A 15,717-nucleotide genomic window follows, 5' to 3' on the forward strand; every position below is an offset into this window, starting at 1 on the left:
CGGCTGCTGCGGCTGGTCGATCCGGCCGCTGCGGCTGATCCCACCCGGCCCTGCCGGGCCCGGGTGGGTCACCGACCGCCCGCGGTGCTGCATGGCGGTGCCACCGCGGGCCCTCCGCCCCCGCCCCGTCCCTTCCCGCGCTGCGGGGAGACGCGGGGCGGGGGCGGCGCATTGCTGAAGGCCTGCGCCAGGCCAGGACCGGACCGGGGCGGGTCGGGGCGGGTCGGGGCGGGGGCCTCCGGGCGGGTTCCGGGGCCGGCGCCTGGGTGCCTGGGGCTGGCTGCCTGGGGCTGGGTGCTGGTCGGGGCCCGTGGGGCACGTGGGGCACGGCATGGCGGGCGGTCGGGCGGCGCGGCCGCCAAGCGGGCCGGCGGTCGAGCCGACCGCGGTCGGCGGCACACCGCGCCCCGTCGGCCACCGGGCCAGGCCCGCCGTCAGCCGTCAGCCGTCAGCCGTCAGCCGAAGACGAGTTTGATCGCCCAGTAGATCACCGCCGCCGAGAAGGCGGCGGCCGGCATGGTGATGAACCAGCCGAGGATGATGTTCTTCGCGACTCCCCAGCGCACCGCGCTGACCCGCTTGGTGGCGCCGACACCCATGATCGCCGAAGTGATCACGTGGGTGGTCGAGATGGGCGCGTGGAACATGAAGGACGCGGAGTACATCACGGAGGCCGCGGTGGTCTCGGCCGCGAAACCCTGCGGCGGGTCGAGTTCGATGATCCGCCGGCCCAGGGTCCGCATGATGCGCCACCCGCCCGCGTAGGTGCCCAGCGACAGCATGGCGGCGCTGGCGAACTTGACCCAGATCGGGATCTCGTTGTGCTGCTGCACATCGGCGATGGTGAGCGCCATGACGACCACGCCCATGGTCTTCTGCGCGTCCTGGAGGCCGTGTCCGAGCGCCATTCCGGCCGCCGAGACGGTCTGCGCGATGCGGAATCCCCGCTTGGCACGGTGCGGGTTCGCCTTGCGGAACATCCACATGATGGCGCACATCACCAGATAGCCGACGAGCAGACCGACCAGCGGCGAGAGGAACATCGGGACGACGATCTTCCCGAAGACCCCCCACCAGTGCACCGCGATGCTGCCGGCCAGCGCCGCGCCCACCAGACCGCCGAAGAGAGCGTGGCTGGAGGACGAGGGCAGTCCGTAATACCAGGTGATGAGGTTCCAGACGATGGCACCGACCAGGCCGGCGAACAGGATGGCCATGCCGCTGTCGCCGTGCGGGGTCTCGATCAGCCCCTCGCTCACGGTCTTGGCGACGCCGCTGCCGAGGAAGGCGCCCGCGAGGTTCATCACCGCAGCCATGGCCAGGGCAGCCCGCGGGGTCAGCGCCCGAGTGGAGACCGACGTCGCGATGGCGTTCGCGGAGTCATGGAAGCCGTTCGTATACGTGAAAAAGAGCGCGACACCGACGGTCACGATCAGCGCGAAGGTGTCCACGGAACGTCAGGACTCCTTGACCGTGATGGTCTCGACGGTGTTGGCCACGTGCTCGAAGGCGTCGGCGGCCTCCTCCAGCACGTCCACGACCTGCTTGAGCTTCATGACCTCGATGGCGTCGTACTTGCCGTTGAACAGATGGGCCAGCAGCTTGCGGTGGATCTGGTCGGCCTGGTTCTCCAGCCGGTTGACCTCGATCCAGTACTCGGTGAGGTTGTCCATCGTCCGCAGGTTCGGCATCGCTTCCGCGGTCAGCTCGGCGGCCCGGGACAGCACCTCGATCTGCTGCTCGACCCCCTTGGGGAGCTCTTCGATCTGGTAGAGGACGACGAGGTCGACGGCCTCCTCCATGAAGTCCATGATGTCGTCGAGGGAGGACGCCAGGTTGTAGATGTCCTCGCGGTCGAACGGCGTGATGAAGGAGGAGTTGAGCTGGTGGAAGATCGCGTGCGTCGCGTCGTCCCCCGCGTGCTCCGCCGCGCGCATCCGTTCAGCGATCTCGGTGCGCGCGGAGGATTCAGCGCCGAGCAGTTCCATGAGGAGCTTGGAGCCGGTCACGATGTTGTCCGCGGAGGCCGCGAACATGTCGTAGAAGCTCGTCTCCCTGGGGGTCAGACGAAAGCGCACTGGGGGTCCTCGGGGTGCATCGATGACGGTCTCGTTGATGCTAGGCGCATCATCCGGCCACGGCGAACCGGCGTCCCCAGTGTCACCCATGGAGACTCGCGCTCCGAACCGGGCTCCGAGAAGTCCGGTATCATATACCCGTCAGGGGTATCAAGCCCTCGGTGTCAGGGCCCGACCGCCCCGCACCACCCACCCGGGAGGACCGCATGACGTCGCCGCAGACCACACCGGACACGCCGGAGACCGTGACGCCGGACACGGACCCGACCGGCCCGGCGGGCTCCGACGCCGCGACGACGGACCCCGGGACCGTGGCCCAGGCCACCTCGCAGTGCTGCTCGGCCCACGCGGCCACCGGCGAGCACGGCTACACCAAGCACAAGGAAGCTCACGTCAAGCGACTGCGCCGCATCGAGGGCCAGATCCGCGGCCTGCAGCGCATGGTGGACGAGGACGTCTACTGCATCGACATACTCACCCAGGTCTCCGCGTCCACCAAGGCCCTGCAGTCCTTCGCACTCCAGCTCCTCGAGGAGCACCTGCGGCACTGCGTGGCCCACGCCGCGCTGGACGGCGGCGCCGAGATGGACGCCAAGGTCGAGGAGGCCACCGCCGCCATCGCCCGCCTGCTGCGCACCTGAGCAACCGCCGTCCCCGCCCCTGCGCCCGCGCCGAGCCGACGGGAACCACCAGGGGACGGGAACCGGTGAGCCGGGCCCGGAGAAGCCGGAACCCGAACGCTGCGGGCGGGGGGACCGGGACGCCCGGACGTCCCCGTCAGCGGGCGGACGTCCCCGGTAGCTGGCGGACGCCTTCGTCAGCAGGCGGACGAGCGGGGCAGTTCGTCGAACCCGTCCGCCGCGCGCCGCAGCACCTCGTCGATCCGGGCCGCGCTCAGCGGCCCCTCGGCGGCGGACGCGGCGATCATCAGCTCGCCGCACAGCTCGATCTCGGCGAGAGCGACGTGGTCCTGCATCAGCGAACGCCGTCGGCAGCGGCCCCCACGGCCGTCGCCCCTGCCGTCACGCTTCGGTACGGGCACACGTATCACCTCCCGTGCTGCACGGATCCACCGGGCGGAGCGCCGCGGCCGGGCCTCGGCCCAGCCCCCCAGCCTAGGGAGGCGGCCGCCCGGGCGCATGGCACTTCCGAATCATTTACCGGTACGGCATCGCATGCGCCCCGCCCGCCGACCGCTACGGCGCGGCGATCCGGCCCGTCCAGATGTCGCCGGGTTCCGGCATCCTGATCCGCACCCGCGTACCGAAGTCGTGGAGTTCCGTCGTCGAGGTGACCGTGTAGTCCGCGTCCGGAGGACTGTCCGGATCCGCGGCGAAGTCGAAGCGGTGCTGCACCTTCCGCAGTCGCGACTGCGCGTCCAGATAGGCGTCGAACGGCACCGTGTGGCCGGAGAACCCTTTCTCCGCCGCCCGCAGCTGGCGCCGCGCCCGCGGTGGTGCCCCCGCCGCCGCCCGCTCGATGTCGACCAGGCCGCTGTAGTGCCACACCCGGGTGCCGCCCAGTTCGGTGACCCCCTCGTAGGCCACCCGGCGCGCGCCCCGCAGCAGTTGTGCGGCGGTGACCGGATCGGTCGCACCGCCCGTCACCAAATTCCCGTCCGGCAGTCCGGTGGTGTCCACCCGCACCCACTTGTCGGCCGGCACCCCCGCGCGGTTGCGCATGTAGAGCGCGCCCGGCGCGATCAGCTCACGCACCCGCCTGCGCTCCCCCGGCAGCGCCCCGTCCGTACCGGACGGCAGCGTGACCCGGAGCCGCCCGGTACGGGCCGCCAGATCGAACGCGCCGCTGCCCTCGATGGTGACCCGGGTGTGGCCGCTGACCATCTCCATCGCCGTCCGCACCCGCGCCGTCCCCGCGCGGGCCAACTCGTCGGCCGCCGCCACCACAGCGGCACGGCCGGGCCGCGCGGGCCCGGCAGCGGGCGGCCCCGCGGTCAGCACCGCGCCCTCGCCCGAGCACCCCACCGGCGAGAGCAGCATCGCCCCGAGCGCCACCACCGCGAGCGGGGCGGGCACCCTGCCCCCTCGGATGTGCCGACGCACTGCCATCTAGCCGACCCCTCGCTCCCGGTCGCCGCCGTACCGGTTTCGCGGGCCGGTCCGGATCCGACCGTTCAACGAGCCCCCTGGGAAGCCCGTCACGGTCCGCGTACGGTGGTCACGTGCGAGAGCTAGCTCCCGAACACCAGCCGGACCCGGCACATCCGCCGACCGCCGCGGCGCCGCACGGCACGTCGCTGACGGAACGGGGCTCCTTCTGCGCCGCCGCGTGCGCCTGCGGCTGGCGCGGTCCCGCCCGCCGGGCCCGCGACCGCGCCCGGGAGGACAGCCACGCGCATCTGCGGGACCACGGCGCCGCCGACACGCCGGCGCCCCCGCCGGACGGTGCGGCGGGGGCGCTGTAGAAGCTTCGCTTCGGGGACCGGTCCACGGCGGTGCGGTCGACCCGGACGGCTCAGGACCGCTGCGGGCCGCAGGGCACCTCGGGCCGGGCCGCAGGTCCGGCTCAGGCCGCCAGGTCGCGGTCCTTGGTGCGGCGCGGCTCCTCCCGGCTCCGGCGGTCCACCGCCCGGCTGCCCGCGGCACCGACGGCGGCGGCAGCGGCGCCCGCCCACAGCAGTGTCTCCAGGCGGGAGTTCCGGGCCGCGCCCCGCACCACCGGGGTCAGGGCCCACATCGCGACCGGAGCCAGCAGCAGCGCCACGGCGGTACCCAGGGCGAGTCCGCCGATGACGTCCGTGGGGTAGTGCACTCCCATGTAGACGCGGCAGAAGCCCTCCAGGAGGGCCAGCGCGATCGCGACGAGACCGGGCTTGCGCTGGACCATGAAGATGCCGACGGCGATGGCCATGGTGAGCGTGGCGTGGTCGCTCACGAAGGAGAAGTCCGTCTTGCCCGCGACGAGCGGCTCCACGCTCTTGTGCTCCAGGAAGGGTCTCGGCCGCTCCACGAGGCCGCGGATGGGGATGTTGACCGCGAGCGCGATCAGCGCCGCCACCGGGGCCCAGATCAGTCCGGCGAAGCCGCCGAGGGCCTCCTCCCGACTCTCCCGCTTGCGCGTGACGCCCCACCAGGCCCACAGGGCCAGGACGACGAGTCCAGCGGCGATGCCGTACTCCCCGATGTACTCCATGACCCGGTCGGCCCAGGTGGGTGCGTCCTTGGCCAGCCCGTTGATCTCGTAGAGCAGTTCGACATCAGGGTTGTCCCAGAGTGCCATCGTGGTGCGGCCCCTCACTTCGGCTGTGTGCTCGTCGCTGGATCTGCGCTGACGACCCCCCGTGGTCGCGGTGCGGAAGTCCCATTCCGTGGAGAAAAACGCGCTGCGTCAGGTGAACCGTTCCGTTCTTACCGAAAGATCACCAGGACGTTACCCAAGGGTGACCCGTATACGCAGCTCAGGGCCTGTGCCTCACGGATTGTTGACGTAATCCGTGCACTGCGCACACAAGCGCCCGCCGAGCCGTGCACACACGTGCACCGGGACCGCGCCCACTCCGGGTCACCCGGCGCCCGGCCGGGTCGCCCCGAAGTAGTCAGGAGTGTCGATGGGGTCGTAGCGAATCTTGGCCCCCGTGTAGGGAGCGTTGATCATCTTGCCACCCCCGACATAGATGCCCACATGGTGGATGGAGCGCGAGCTGGTCAGGTCGGAGGCGAAGAACACCAGGTCCCCGGGGAGGAGTTCACCGCGCTTGGGGTGCGGACCGGAGTCGTACTGGTCGTTGGCCACCCGCGGCAGTTCGACGCCCACCTTCGCGTACGCCGCCTTCGTCAGACCGGAGCAGTCGAACCGGCCGCCCTGCGCCGCCGTACCGTTGCCGCCCCACAGATACGGGGTGCCCAGCTTGCTCTGGGCGAAGCTGATCGCTCCCGCACCCTGCTTGGTGGGGCTGAGCCGGCCGGTGGGCGCGGCGAAGCTCTGCTCCATCCTGCGGATGGTGGCCACGTAATTCTTCGTCTCGCTGTAGGGCGGCACCCCGCCGTACTTGATCACCGCATACGGACCCGCGTTGTACGCGGCCAGCATGTTGTCCGAGGCGTTGCCCGGCACATGCTTGACGTTCGCGGCCAGCTTGCAGTCGTAGCTCGCCGCCGACGGAATGGCGTCCTCCGGGTCGTGCACGTCCCGCTTGCCGTCCCCGTTGGCGTCCAGCCCGTGCGTCGCCCAGGTACCCGGGATGAACTGGGCTATGCCCTGCGCCTTCGCCGGGCTCTGGGCATCCGGATCGAACCCGCTCTCCTGCTTGAGCTGCGCGGCCAGCAACGCCGGGTTGAGCGCCGGGCACTTGTTGCCCCACTTGTCGATGAGCTGCGCGTAGGCGGCCGGCACGGCCCCCTTGGCGAGGGAGACGGCGCCGCCCCCGGCCAGCAGACTGGCCGAGGCCGCGTACGTACCCACCACCAGCAGCGCGACGAACAGGGACAGCAGCCCCCCTCCGCCACCGACCGCCAGCAGCAGTGCTCTTCTACGGCGCACTCCCCAAACCTCCCCCACAGGCAACCAGTTCGTCCACGCCGACCATCCGTCACCATCATTCCAGGCCGATCCCCCGAGCGGAACGGCGGACAGCGGGCGCGGAGCTGGACCCCGGCCACCGCCCCACCCCGTCCTCGGCCCAATAGGGGCGCACAGAGGCACACCTGTGCGCCCGCAGTCCGTGGAACAGCGCCTCGGAACCCGGAACAGCCCGCGCCGCTCCACCGAGCGCGCGGAGCGGCCCGATCCGGGACCACTTCGGGCAAGCGGGACGCTCCGGCTGTCACCGGGCCGTGGCACAATCCGTCAGAGACAAACCTTGAAACTAGGCGGTGAGTTCACCATGTTCCTGGCGGCTGACAAAGGCGATATCACCACCATCATCGGCGGGATCGCCCCGGACTGGGGCCCGTTCGGCTCGCTGGGCCACGAAGCCAGGGTGATGATCGAAGTCATCATGGCGGTGGCCATCCTGCTCTGCCTCGGCATCGCCATCTGGGGCGCGGCCAAGCAGCGGATCGGCGCCACGGCGCTCCGCGACACCTTCAGCGCCGAACAGGGCAAGGGCCTGATCGTCGCCGGCCTCACCGGCGTCTTCATCATCGGCTCGCTCGGCACCCTGTTCACCATCGTCTACGGCATGGCGGTCTGAGGGCCGACCACCGCGGAGCGCTCCGGAAGCCGCTCCGCACCCGACACACAGGCGCCCCGTGCGCCCGCACACCCGCGCCCGCACACGAGGAGCCCCATGGACATCGTGAACCCCGCCCTCGACGACTACCTGCTGGCCCACTGCACGCCGGCCGACGACATCCTGCGCGACCTCGTCGAGGAGACCCACGCGCGGGTGCCCGATTACCCCACCATGCAGATCACGCACGACGAGGGCGAGTTCCTCACCATGCTCGTGCGGCTCACGGGCGCCAGGACCGCGGTCGAGATCGGCGTGTTCACCGGGTACTCCTCCCTCTGCATCGCCCGCGGCCTGCCCGCCGACGGCCGGCTGATCGCCTGCGACGTCTCCGAGGAGTGGACGTCCATCGCCCGCCGCTACTGGGAACGCGCCGGCCTCTCCGACCGCATCGAACTGCACCTCGCGCCCGCCGTCGACACCCTGGCCGGGCTGCCCCAGGAGCCGTTCGTGGACTTCGCGTTCATCGACGCGGACAAGGTCGGATACCCGGCGTACTACGAGGCGCTGGTGCCCGTGCTGCGCCCCGGCGGGCTGATCGTGCTGGACAACGTGCTGCGCGGCGGCAGGGTCGTGGACCCCGCCGCCCAGGACGACGCGGACCTGGCCATCCGCCGGATCAACGACACCATCACCGCGGACGCCCGCATGGAGTCCGTCATGCTCCCCCTCCGCGACGGCGTCACCCTCGCCCGCAAGCGCGGCTAGCGGCACCAGGACGGCAGCGGCCGGTACGGCGGGCCGACGCGGCGGCCACGCAGCGGCCTGCGCACCGGGGGCGCACCGACGCGCGGACCTTCCACATCCCGCGCCCGGAACCGCCCCGTGAGCGGCCCGGTCCCGGGCGGCGCACCGGTGCGGCGTTCGAAATGCTGCCATCCACCTGGCTTGCAGACGGCACATGCGCGGCGCGACCCCGCTACCGTCATCTGAGGAGACAATGCAGTGACGGCAGTTGAGCGACAGAGGTCGAGGGGGCCAGGCCGGCATGAACATCGGCGGCGGCGAGTACGACGCACGTACCCGCACCAGCGAAGGCGTGCCCGGCGCCCGTGAAGGCGCACGGACAACGACTCGAACACGCCTGCCCGGCGGCGACGGCGGCGGTAACCGCCCGTCCAACCGCCCCGGCCGGAGCCTGGTGACGGTCGTCGCGGTAGTCGTCCTGCTCATCGCCGCCATCGCCTTCGCCAACCGCGGTGGCGGCGGCGAGGGCGGAGGCGGCGGAGGCGGTACCGCCTCCGACAACAAGAACGACACCGCCGCCGGCACCCGCCCCACGGCCCCCTCAGGTGAAAAACCTGTGAAGAATTCCCCCGGCGCCCTCGCCTCCGGCTTCGCCCACGACGAGCAGGGAGCGCAGAGCGCCGCGGCGAACTACGCGGTGGCGTTGGGCGGGGACGGGATGTACACCCCTGACCGTCGCCGCGACATTGTGCAGGCCCTCGCTGCCCCGTCGGCGGAGGACAAGCTCCAGTCGCGCTTCGATTCCTACTTCACCGCCAAGCTGAACAAGAACATCGGTCTCTCCGAAGAAGGAAAAGCACCTTCCAAGGCGACCTTCGTCAGCAGATCCATTCCGGTAGGCACCACGACTCGGGACTACAAATCGCGAAAGGCAACGGTGGCCGTCTGGTGCACCAGCCTGTTCGGGTTGGCCTCCGAAGACTCGACGAAGCCGGTCAAGACGACATGGTTCACCATGACGCTCGAGCTGAGCTGGCAGGACGGGGACTGGAAAGTCATCGAGATGAAGCAGAAGGACGGCCCTACGCCCGTCAACGGGGACGACGTCATCTCCGGTGCCGACGAGATCGGCGACGCAGCGGAAAAGTTCGGAGGCTTCACCTATGCGCGCTAGCCATCAGCGGCACGCCGTCCGACTCATCACTCTGCTCAGCGGTGTGCCCACGGCAATGCTGTTCGTCGCCGCAAAGGCGACAGCGGAGCCCAAGGACGACTGTGCTGATGTCGCGGGCCCCTCCAGGCGATTCTGTGACTCCGACACCGACACCCCGAGCAACCCCCTGGACGACCCCACAGCCGCTGCCGATCCCCTCTCCTCCCTCGCCAAAGGCTGCGCGGAGGCCGCGGCGTGGACGGTCGACAAGCTGGCGAAGCTCGTCGACTCGACGACGAAGGTGGACTTCACGAACACGGAGTTCCTGAGGCAGTACGCCGTGGTGTTCGCCGCGTCCACGATCCTGACGCTGACCCTGTGGCTGCTGGCGGTCGCCAAGCGGGCGGTGCGCGGGGTGCCGTTCACCGAGGCGTTCACCGAGGCGATCGGATTCCTCTGGTTGACGGTGCTGGCCTCCGCCTTCACTCCGCTGATCCTCTACACGGTGGTCTCGGCGACCGACTCGGTCACCGAGGTCATCGCCTCCGGCACCTCCGACAAGACCGACGCGTTCTTCGGCACCTTCTCCAAGGCGCTCAAGAAGGGCGACGACATCGGCGGCGGGCCGATCATGCTGATCGTCGTCTCCCTGGTGTCGGTGCTGGCGGCGGGTGTGCTGTATCTGGAGCTGGTGGTGCGCGCCGCCCTGCTGTATGTCGGCGCGCTGCTGGGCACCGCGGTCTATGCGGGGCTGGTCGACAAGAACCTGTGGGGCCACGTCCGCCGCTGGGCGGGCATCATGATCGCCGTCATCCTCGTGAAGCCCGTGATCGTGATCGTGCTCGGTCTCGCGGGCGCGCTGGCCGGCGGCGACGGGCCCGATTCGGTCTCGGCGATCGTGTCGGGGCTGGCCATCATCCTGCTGGCCATTTTCGCCAGTGGGATGATCTACCGCTTCGTCCCGGGCTTCGGCGACGACATCGCCGCCCACCGCAATGCCGTGCGCGCCTCCTCCCGGTCCGCCGCCGCCGTGGTGGCCTCGCCCGCCGCGCTCGTCCGGCAGGGCATCAACACCCACGGCGGCCGGGGTGGCGGCCAGAGCGCCCCCGCGACCGCCAACGCGTCCTCCGGCGGGGGCGGCGGCGCCTCCGGCTCCAACGTGTCCGGCGGTGTGGCCGCCCACAGTTCCCGCTCGGGCGGCGAGGAGTCGGCGCCGCGGCAGCAGCCGCCCGCACCGGCCGCCACCACCCCGCACTCGGCCCGGCCGCCCCGGCAGGGCTCCTCGGAGGCGGGCCGGTCGCCGTCCGGCCCGCCGCACAGCTCGGGAGGTGACCGCTGATGACGACCCCGTCCCACACGGCAGGCTCCGGCCCGGGCACACCGCGCCGCACCTACATGATCGGCCGCGCCAGGCCCAACGCCATCGTCGGCAAGAACCGCGAAACGGGCGAGATCGGCGTGATCGTCGTCGGTGCCTTCCTCGGCATGATGTGCGGCCTGCTCATCCCCGTCCTCTCGTTCCGTATCCCCGCCCTGGTCGGCTTTCCGGCGCTCGCGCTGGCGGCTGTCTACGTGCCGTACAAGGGCCGTACGTTCTACAGGTGGTTCGAGATCAACCGCTCCTACAAGCGGCTGCTGCGCCGCGGTACGACGTTCCGTTCCGACGCCGCCGAGGCGGGCACGACGCTCGACGGCCGTGAGGTGGAGATCGGCTCGCCCCCGGGGGTGGGCCGTATCAACTGGCTGTCGGCGCCCTTCGGTCCCGACGAGATCGCCGTGCTGCTGCATGCCGACCGGCGTACGGTGACCGCGGCCATCGAGATCGAGGGCCCGGGCGTCGGGCTGCGCGACAGCGAGGACCAGGAGGCCCTGGTCGAGCGGTTCGGCACCCTGCTGAAGCATGTGGCCAACGGCGACGGCTATGTGACGCGGCTCCAGATGCTGGCCCGGACACTCCCTGCCGACCCGGACGCGCACGCCAAGGACGTGACCCAGCGCGGCAACGAGCGGGCCGCCGGATGGCTACGCACCTCCTACGACCAGCTGCAGTCCATGGTGTCCACCTCCAGTGAGCAGCACCGCGCCTATCTGATCGCGTGCATGCCCTACGGGCGGGAGTTGGCGACCGAGGGCGCCACCATCGCGAAGGCCGCCCGGCGCACCGCGGGCCGCAAGTTGACCAAGGACGAGGGGCTGGCCATCGTGATGGCCCGCGAGCTCACGGACATCTGCGCCCGGCTCGCCGAGGCGGACATCCGGGTGCGGCAGCCGCTCGGGCAGGCCCGGCTCGCCTCGCTGATCCACTCGATGTACGACCCGGATCACCCCATCGACCACATCCAGGCCATGTCCAAGCGCAACGCCTGGCCGGCCGAGCTGGACGCTGTCGCACCGACGTATCTGCAGGCCAAGACCCGCGAGTCGAGCACCCGCGAGCCCTGGTGCCACGCCACCGCTTGGGTCAAGGAGTGGCCGATGACGCCGGTGGGGGTCAACTTCCTGGCTCCGCTGCTGGTGCACACCCCGGATGTGATCCGCACGGTCGCCGTCGTGATGGATCTGGAGCCTACCGAACTGGCCATCGAGCGGATGCTGACGGAGAAGACGAACGACGACGCGGAGGCCAGCCGCTCGGCGAAGATGAACCGCACGGTCGACCCGCGCGACATCGCCGCGCACGGCCGCGTCGACCAGCGCGGTGAGGACCTGGCCTCGGGTGCGGCGGGGGTCAACCTGGTCGGCTATCTGACCGTCTCCTCCCGTTCGCCGGAGGCGCTGGCGCGGGACAAGCGCACGATCCGCGCCTCAGCGGGCAAGAGCTACCTGAAGCTGGAATGGTGCGACAGGGAACACCACCGTGCCTTCGTCAACACCCTTCCCTTCGCCACCGGCATCCGGCGCTGAGGAGGGTTCCGTGCTTCCCGTCCGCCGCCGCGCCGCCGCCCCACGGCTCCACCGCTCCCGCACCGCCGTCCGACCGCTCCACCTCCGCACCACCGTCCGACCGCTCCGCCCCCGCACCGTCGACCGACCGCTCCACCCCCGCACCGCCGCTCCAGGCCGGAGGTAGCCAGCATGGCCGCGCTCGATCCCCTGTCCGCCCTCACCGAAGCGTTCACCAGCTTCCTGTTCGGCAAGACGGAGACGACCCGCCTGCCCGTCCGTACGTCCACGGGCCAGGCGCAGGCCGTCTACCTGCCGACGGCCGCACCGGGGCTGGGCGACTCCGGCGTCATCATCGGCCGCGAGGTCTACAGCGGGAAGGGCTACATCTACGACCCGTTCCAGCTCTACGGGCAGCAGCTGCCCGCACCGCACTGGCTGGTGCTGGGCGAGTCCGGGAACGGCAAGTCGGCGCTCGAGAAGACCTACGTGCTGCGCCAGTTGCGTTTCCGCGACCGTCAGGTCGTCGTCCTGGACGCGCAGGGTGAGGACGGCGTCGGCGAGTGGAACCTGATCGCCGAGGAGATGGGCATAACCCCGATCCGCCTCGACCCCACGGCGGCGCTCGACCAGGGCATCCGGCTCAACCCGCTGGACCCGGCCATCACCACCACCGGCCAGCTCGCGCTGCTGCGCACCATCATCGAGGTCGCGCTGGGGCGCGGTCTCGACGAGCGTTCCGGGTTCGCGCTGAAGGTCGCGCACTCCTACGTCAACTCCACCATCACCGACCGGCAGCCGCAGCTCACCGACATCGTCGAGCAACTGCGCCACCCCAAGCCGGAGTCGGCGGAGGCGATGAACGTCGCCCTGGACGACGTCCGCGACTGGGGTCTGGACGTCGCGCTCGTCCTCGACCGGCTGGTCGACGGCGACCTGCGGGGGATGTTCGACGGTCCTACGACGGTCGGCATCGACCTGGACGCGCCGCTGATCGTCTTCGACCTCTCGCACATCGACCGCAACTCCATCGCCATGCCCATCCTGATGGCCATCGTCGGAGTCTGGCTCGAACACACCTGGATCCGCCCCGACCGGCGCAAGCGGATCTTCCTGGTGGAAGAGGCCTGGCACATCATCAACAGCCCGTTCGTCGCCCAGCTCTTCCAGCGCCTGCTGAAGTTCGGCCGCCGGCTGGGCCTCTCCTTCGTCGCCGTCGTCCACCATCTGTCGGACGTGGTCGACGGCGCGGCCGCCCGGGAGGCGGCCGCCATCCTCAAGATGGCCTCCACCAGGACGATCTACGCCCAGAAGGCCGACGAGGCCCGGGCCACCGGCAAGGTCCTGGGCCTCCCCCGCTGGGCGGTGGAGATCATCCCCACCCTGTCGCCCGGCATCGCCGTCTGGGACGTCAACGGCAACGTCCAGGTCGTCAAGCATCTGGTGACCGAGGCGGAACGCCCACTCGTCTTCACCGACCGCGCCATGACGGAGAGCGCCGTGGAGGCCGGACTGGTGGAGGGGCCCTCGTTCGAGACCGGGCTGGACGCCGACCTGGAGGCGGAGACCGAGGCCCGGGCCCTGGCCATGGAACGCGCCCCCTCCGGGCGGGCGGCACCCGGCTCGGGAGTCGCCTGACCGGTGCCCGCGGGTGCCGCGCGCACCCGACCGGAGGACACCGCCCGGTGGAACCCCCGCACGGTGCCACCGCGCAGGGGATCTTGCCGCAACCGACCGGCCCCGCTTGAATATCGGTACCGATGCCATACGACGACGCTCACGAACGTCACCGCCGCTTCCCGGACGGCCACCCGGACGCGGACCCGGACTACCCACCCCACCGACCGCGCCGCGCGCCCGGTGGGGGCGGCGGCATCCCCGACGGCCTCCTGGTGGGCGTCCTCGCCTTCCTGCTGGGCCTCACCGTGTTCGTGTGGACGGCGACGGGACTCGCCGGGCTGCTCGCCCACGGCGCCTGGCCGGACGGCGTCACGTTCGCCAGGACGCCGCTGGCCGTACGGCAGCTGGTCACCGAGCCGCACGACATCGAGGGCGCCTGGCCCGCGACCCCGGGCAGCCAGCTCTCCGGCTACGGCTTGTTCTGGGGCCTCTTCATCAGCCAGATCCTGGTGCTGATGGTGCTCACCGTCTTCGTCATGGGCACCGTCGCCCGGGCCCGCGCCGTGCGGAGAGCCCGGCGCATCCGGGACGAGCGCCGTCGTACCGCAGCCGAGGCAGCCGTGTCGCCCGAGGTCCCGGCATCGCCCGAGGCACCTGAGCGAAGGCTTCCCGAGGGGGCTGCGCGGCATCCAGAAACCGCGGCATCCAGGCCGCGGACTCCGGAGCACCTGGAGCACCCGGCCCCGGCTCCCCGGCCGCAGGCTTCCGGCCCGGGCCAGGACCCCGAGCCCGCGACGCTCCTCGCACCGTCGGATACCAACCCCCGGCCTGGAGAACCCGCGGCACCGATCGACCGTGCGCCGCCCTCCGCAGAACCGCCCACCCCCGCGGTCCTCTCCGCCCCCGCGGTGCCAGGAGTCCCCTCACAAGGGTCCCGCCAGGGCCCGGGAAGCCCCGAAAGCGCATTCCCGGGCCTCGGCGGCACGGCAGCCGACCACGATCCGGTGGCGCGGATCCTGGAGGCCCCCGGCGCCGTGCTCGTCAGCGCGGGTACACCCGAGCTGTGGAACGCCACCAGAACGGCACGCGCCAAACTCGGCCCCGTCCACGTCTTCGACCCGACGCACGCGTGCGACACACCCGACCGCCTGCGCTGGTCCCCGCACCACGGCTGCGCCGACCGGACCACAGCCGCGTCCCGTGCCACCGCGCTGCTGGCTCCGCTGCGGTCGCCGCGCCCGATCGACGCCACGATCCACGCGACCGCGGAGACCCTGCTGCGCTGCTGGCTGCACGCCGCGGCTCTGGAGAAGCGCTCCTTCCGCGAAGTACACCGCTGGGCACTTGCGACCGGACAGACCGCGGACGCCGTACGCATTCTGCGCTCCCACCCCCGCGCCGCCTCGGGCACCGCGGGCGAGTTGGAGTCCGCGCTCGCCGGCCATCCGCAGCTGCGCGCCGACGCGCTCGCCCTGATCCGCCGTTCGCTGTCACCGCTCGGGCAGTTGCATGTCCGCAACGCTTGCTCGGCGGAGCGAGCCGATCGCCTCGCGTTGGAATCCTTCGTCGCCGAAGCGGGCACGCTGTATGTAGTGGGCGAGGACCCGGACGTCCTTCCGATCCTCAACGCGCTCACCCAGAGCGTGGTCGAGCACGGCCGCCGCATGGCCGCACGGTCATCTGACGGTCGGCTCGACCCACCACTGACGTCGATCCTGGATCTGCCGGCGACGCTCTCCTGACGGCCTGACGGCCTGACGGCCTGACGGCCTGAGGAGCCGGAGAGGGCCTGGACGGCCTCGGTCGGCCTGGAGCCCGGCACTCCACTGTCGGCGTTGGCTCTGCTGTCCAGGTTGGGGCTGCGCGGGTGGCCCGGTGGCACAGCCTCAGCAGCATTCGTCGCCCCCATCGCCCTTGCCCACCATGGGCGACACAGCGCGGTCCCGACGAAGAGTTCTGAACGTGAGAAAGCCCCGTCGGATACATCCGACGGGGCTTTCCCCACAAGGAGTTCGGCGGCGTCCTACTCTCCCACACGCTCCCGCATGCAGTACCATCGGCGCTGAAAGGCTTAGCTTCCGGGTTCGAAATGTGACCGGGCGTTT

Annotated in this window: 15 protein-coding genes and 1 rRNA gene; 9 read left to right on the forward strand and 7 right to left on the reverse strand. The window is 71.1% G+C overall.

Translation table 11 applies throughout. From position 1 onward, the window contains the following. Nucleotides 1–455: 455 nt before the first annotated feature. The gene (locus ACFYNS_RS27070) at nucleotides 456–1,451 is read right to left on the reverse strand and encodes an inorganic phosphate transporter (protein WP_360292659.1); all 996 of its coding nucleotides are present in this window, start codon (nucleotides 1,449–1,451) and stop codon (nucleotides 456–458) included. Nucleotides 1,452–1,457: 6 nt separating this feature from the next. Next, a complete protein-coding gene (locus ACFYNS_RS27075; protein WP_026004259.1) occupies nucleotides 1,458–2,078 on the reverse strand; it encodes a DUF47 domain-containing protein in 621 nt (206 codons plus the stop codon). A gap of 206 nt (nucleotides 2,079–2,284) precedes the next feature. Here ACFYNS_RS27075 and ACFYNS_RS27080 point away from each other — a divergent pair, with 206 nt between their 5' ends. Continuing rightward, the gene (locus ACFYNS_RS27080) at nucleotides 2,285–2,719 is read left to right on the forward strand and encodes a metal-sensitive transcriptional regulator (protein ID WP_360292656.1); all 435 of its coding nucleotides are present in this window, start codon (nucleotides 2,285–2,287) and stop codon (nucleotides 2,717–2,719) included. Nucleotides 2,720–2,895: 176 nt separating this feature from the next. Here the strand turns inward: ACFYNS_RS27080 and ACFYNS_RS27085 are convergent, their stop codons facing one another. Together ACFYNS_RS27085 and ACFYNS_RS27090 are read right to left on the reverse strand one after the other, a co-directional pair. Beyond that, the gene (locus ACFYNS_RS27085) at nucleotides 2,896–3,120 is read right to left on the reverse strand and encodes a hypothetical protein (protein WP_139141055.1); all 225 of its coding nucleotides are present in this window, start codon (nucleotides 3,118–3,120) and stop codon (nucleotides 2,896–2,898) included. A gap of 154 nt (nucleotides 3,121–3,274) precedes the next feature. Beyond that, entirely contained in the window at nucleotides 3,275–4,147 is an 873-nt protein-coding gene (locus tag ACFYNS_RS27090; RefSeq protein WP_388605492.1) for a hypothetical protein, read from the reverse strand. A 113-nt stretch (nucleotides 4,148–4,260) separates the two neighbouring features. On the opposite strand from ACFYNS_RS27090, the gene ACFYNS_RS27095 reads away from it, so the two are divergent. Then, nucleotides 4,261–4,503, forward strand: a complete 243-nt coding sequence (locus tag ACFYNS_RS27095; protein ID WP_388605493.1) for a hypothetical protein — start codon at nucleotides 4,261–4,263, stop codon at nucleotides 4,501–4,503. Nucleotides 4,504–4,604: 101 nt separating this feature from the next. Here ACFYNS_RS27095 and ACFYNS_RS27100 read toward each other — a convergent pair whose 3' ends face one another. Then, a complete protein-coding gene (locus ACFYNS_RS27100; protein ID WP_360303081.1) occupies nucleotides 4,605–5,318 on the reverse strand; it encodes a phosphatase PAP2 family protein in 714 nt (237 codons plus the stop codon). A gap of 282 nt (nucleotides 5,319–5,600) precedes the next feature. Beyond that, the gene (locus ACFYNS_RS27105) at nucleotides 5,601–6,578 is read right to left on the reverse strand and encodes an NlpC/P60 family protein (RefSeq protein WP_388605494.1); all 978 of its coding nucleotides are present in this window, start codon (nucleotides 6,576–6,578) and stop codon (nucleotides 5,601–5,603) included. A gap of 343 nt (nucleotides 6,579–6,921) precedes the next feature. Between ACFYNS_RS27105 and ACFYNS_RS27110 the strand changes: the two genes are divergently transcribed. The 7 genes from ACFYNS_RS27110 to ACFYNS_RS27140 all read left to right on the forward strand — a co-directional run bounded on the left by ACFYNS_RS27110 (nucleotide 6,922) and on the right by ACFYNS_RS27140 (nucleotide 15,354). Further along, a complete protein-coding gene (locus tag ACFYNS_RS27110) occupies nucleotides 6,922–7,230 on the forward strand; it encodes a hypothetical protein (protein ID WP_016472248.1) in 309 nt (102 codons plus the stop codon). A gap of 96 nt (nucleotides 7,231–7,326) precedes the next feature. Further along, the gene (locus ACFYNS_RS27115; protein ID WP_360303079.1) at nucleotides 7,327–7,977 is read left to right on the forward strand and encodes an O-methyltransferase; all 651 of its coding nucleotides are present in this window, start codon (nucleotides 7,327–7,329) and stop codon (nucleotides 7,975–7,977) included. A gap of 280 nt (nucleotides 7,978–8,257) precedes the next feature. Further along, a complete protein-coding gene (locus ACFYNS_RS27120; protein ID WP_388605495.1) occupies nucleotides 8,258–9,130 on the forward strand; it encodes a hypothetical protein in 873 nt (290 codons plus the stop codon). After that, entirely contained in the window at nucleotides 9,120–10,448 is a 1,329-nt protein-coding gene (locus ACFYNS_RS27125; protein WP_388605496.1) for a hypothetical protein, read from the forward strand. The genes ACFYNS_RS27120 and ACFYNS_RS27125 overlap by 11 nt, the downstream gene beginning before the upstream one ends. Further along, entirely contained in the window at nucleotides 10,448–12,013 is a 1,566-nt protein-coding gene (locus tag ACFYNS_RS27130) for an SCO6880 family protein (protein ID WP_360303218.1), read from the forward strand. The genes ACFYNS_RS27125 and ACFYNS_RS27130 overlap by 1 nt, the downstream gene beginning before the upstream one ends. Before the next feature lie 171 nt (nucleotides 12,014–12,184). Next, nucleotides 12,185–13,630 (forward strand): ATP-binding protein, encoded by a 1,446-nt coding sequence (locus ACFYNS_RS27135; RefSeq protein ID WP_388605497.1) that lies wholly within the window; start codon nucleotides 12,185–12,187, stop codon nucleotides 13,628–13,630. 122 nt (nucleotides 13,631–13,752) lie between these two features. After that, nucleotides 13,753–15,354 (forward strand): hypothetical protein, encoded by a 1,602-nt coding sequence (locus tag ACFYNS_RS27140; RefSeq protein WP_388605498.1) that lies wholly within the window; start codon nucleotides 13,753–13,755, stop codon nucleotides 15,352–15,354. 268 nt (nucleotides 15,355–15,622) lie between these two features. On the opposite strand, the gene rrf is transcribed toward ACFYNS_RS27140, so the two are convergent. After that, nucleotides 15,623–15,717 (reverse strand): 5S ribosomal RNA (gene rrf, locus ACFYNS_RS27145); the annotation flags it as partial.

Source organism: Streptomyces sp. NPDC006925 (assembly GCF_042869575.1).
GTDB lineage: Bacteria > Actinomycetota > Actinomycetes > Streptomycetales > Streptomycetaceae > Streptomyces.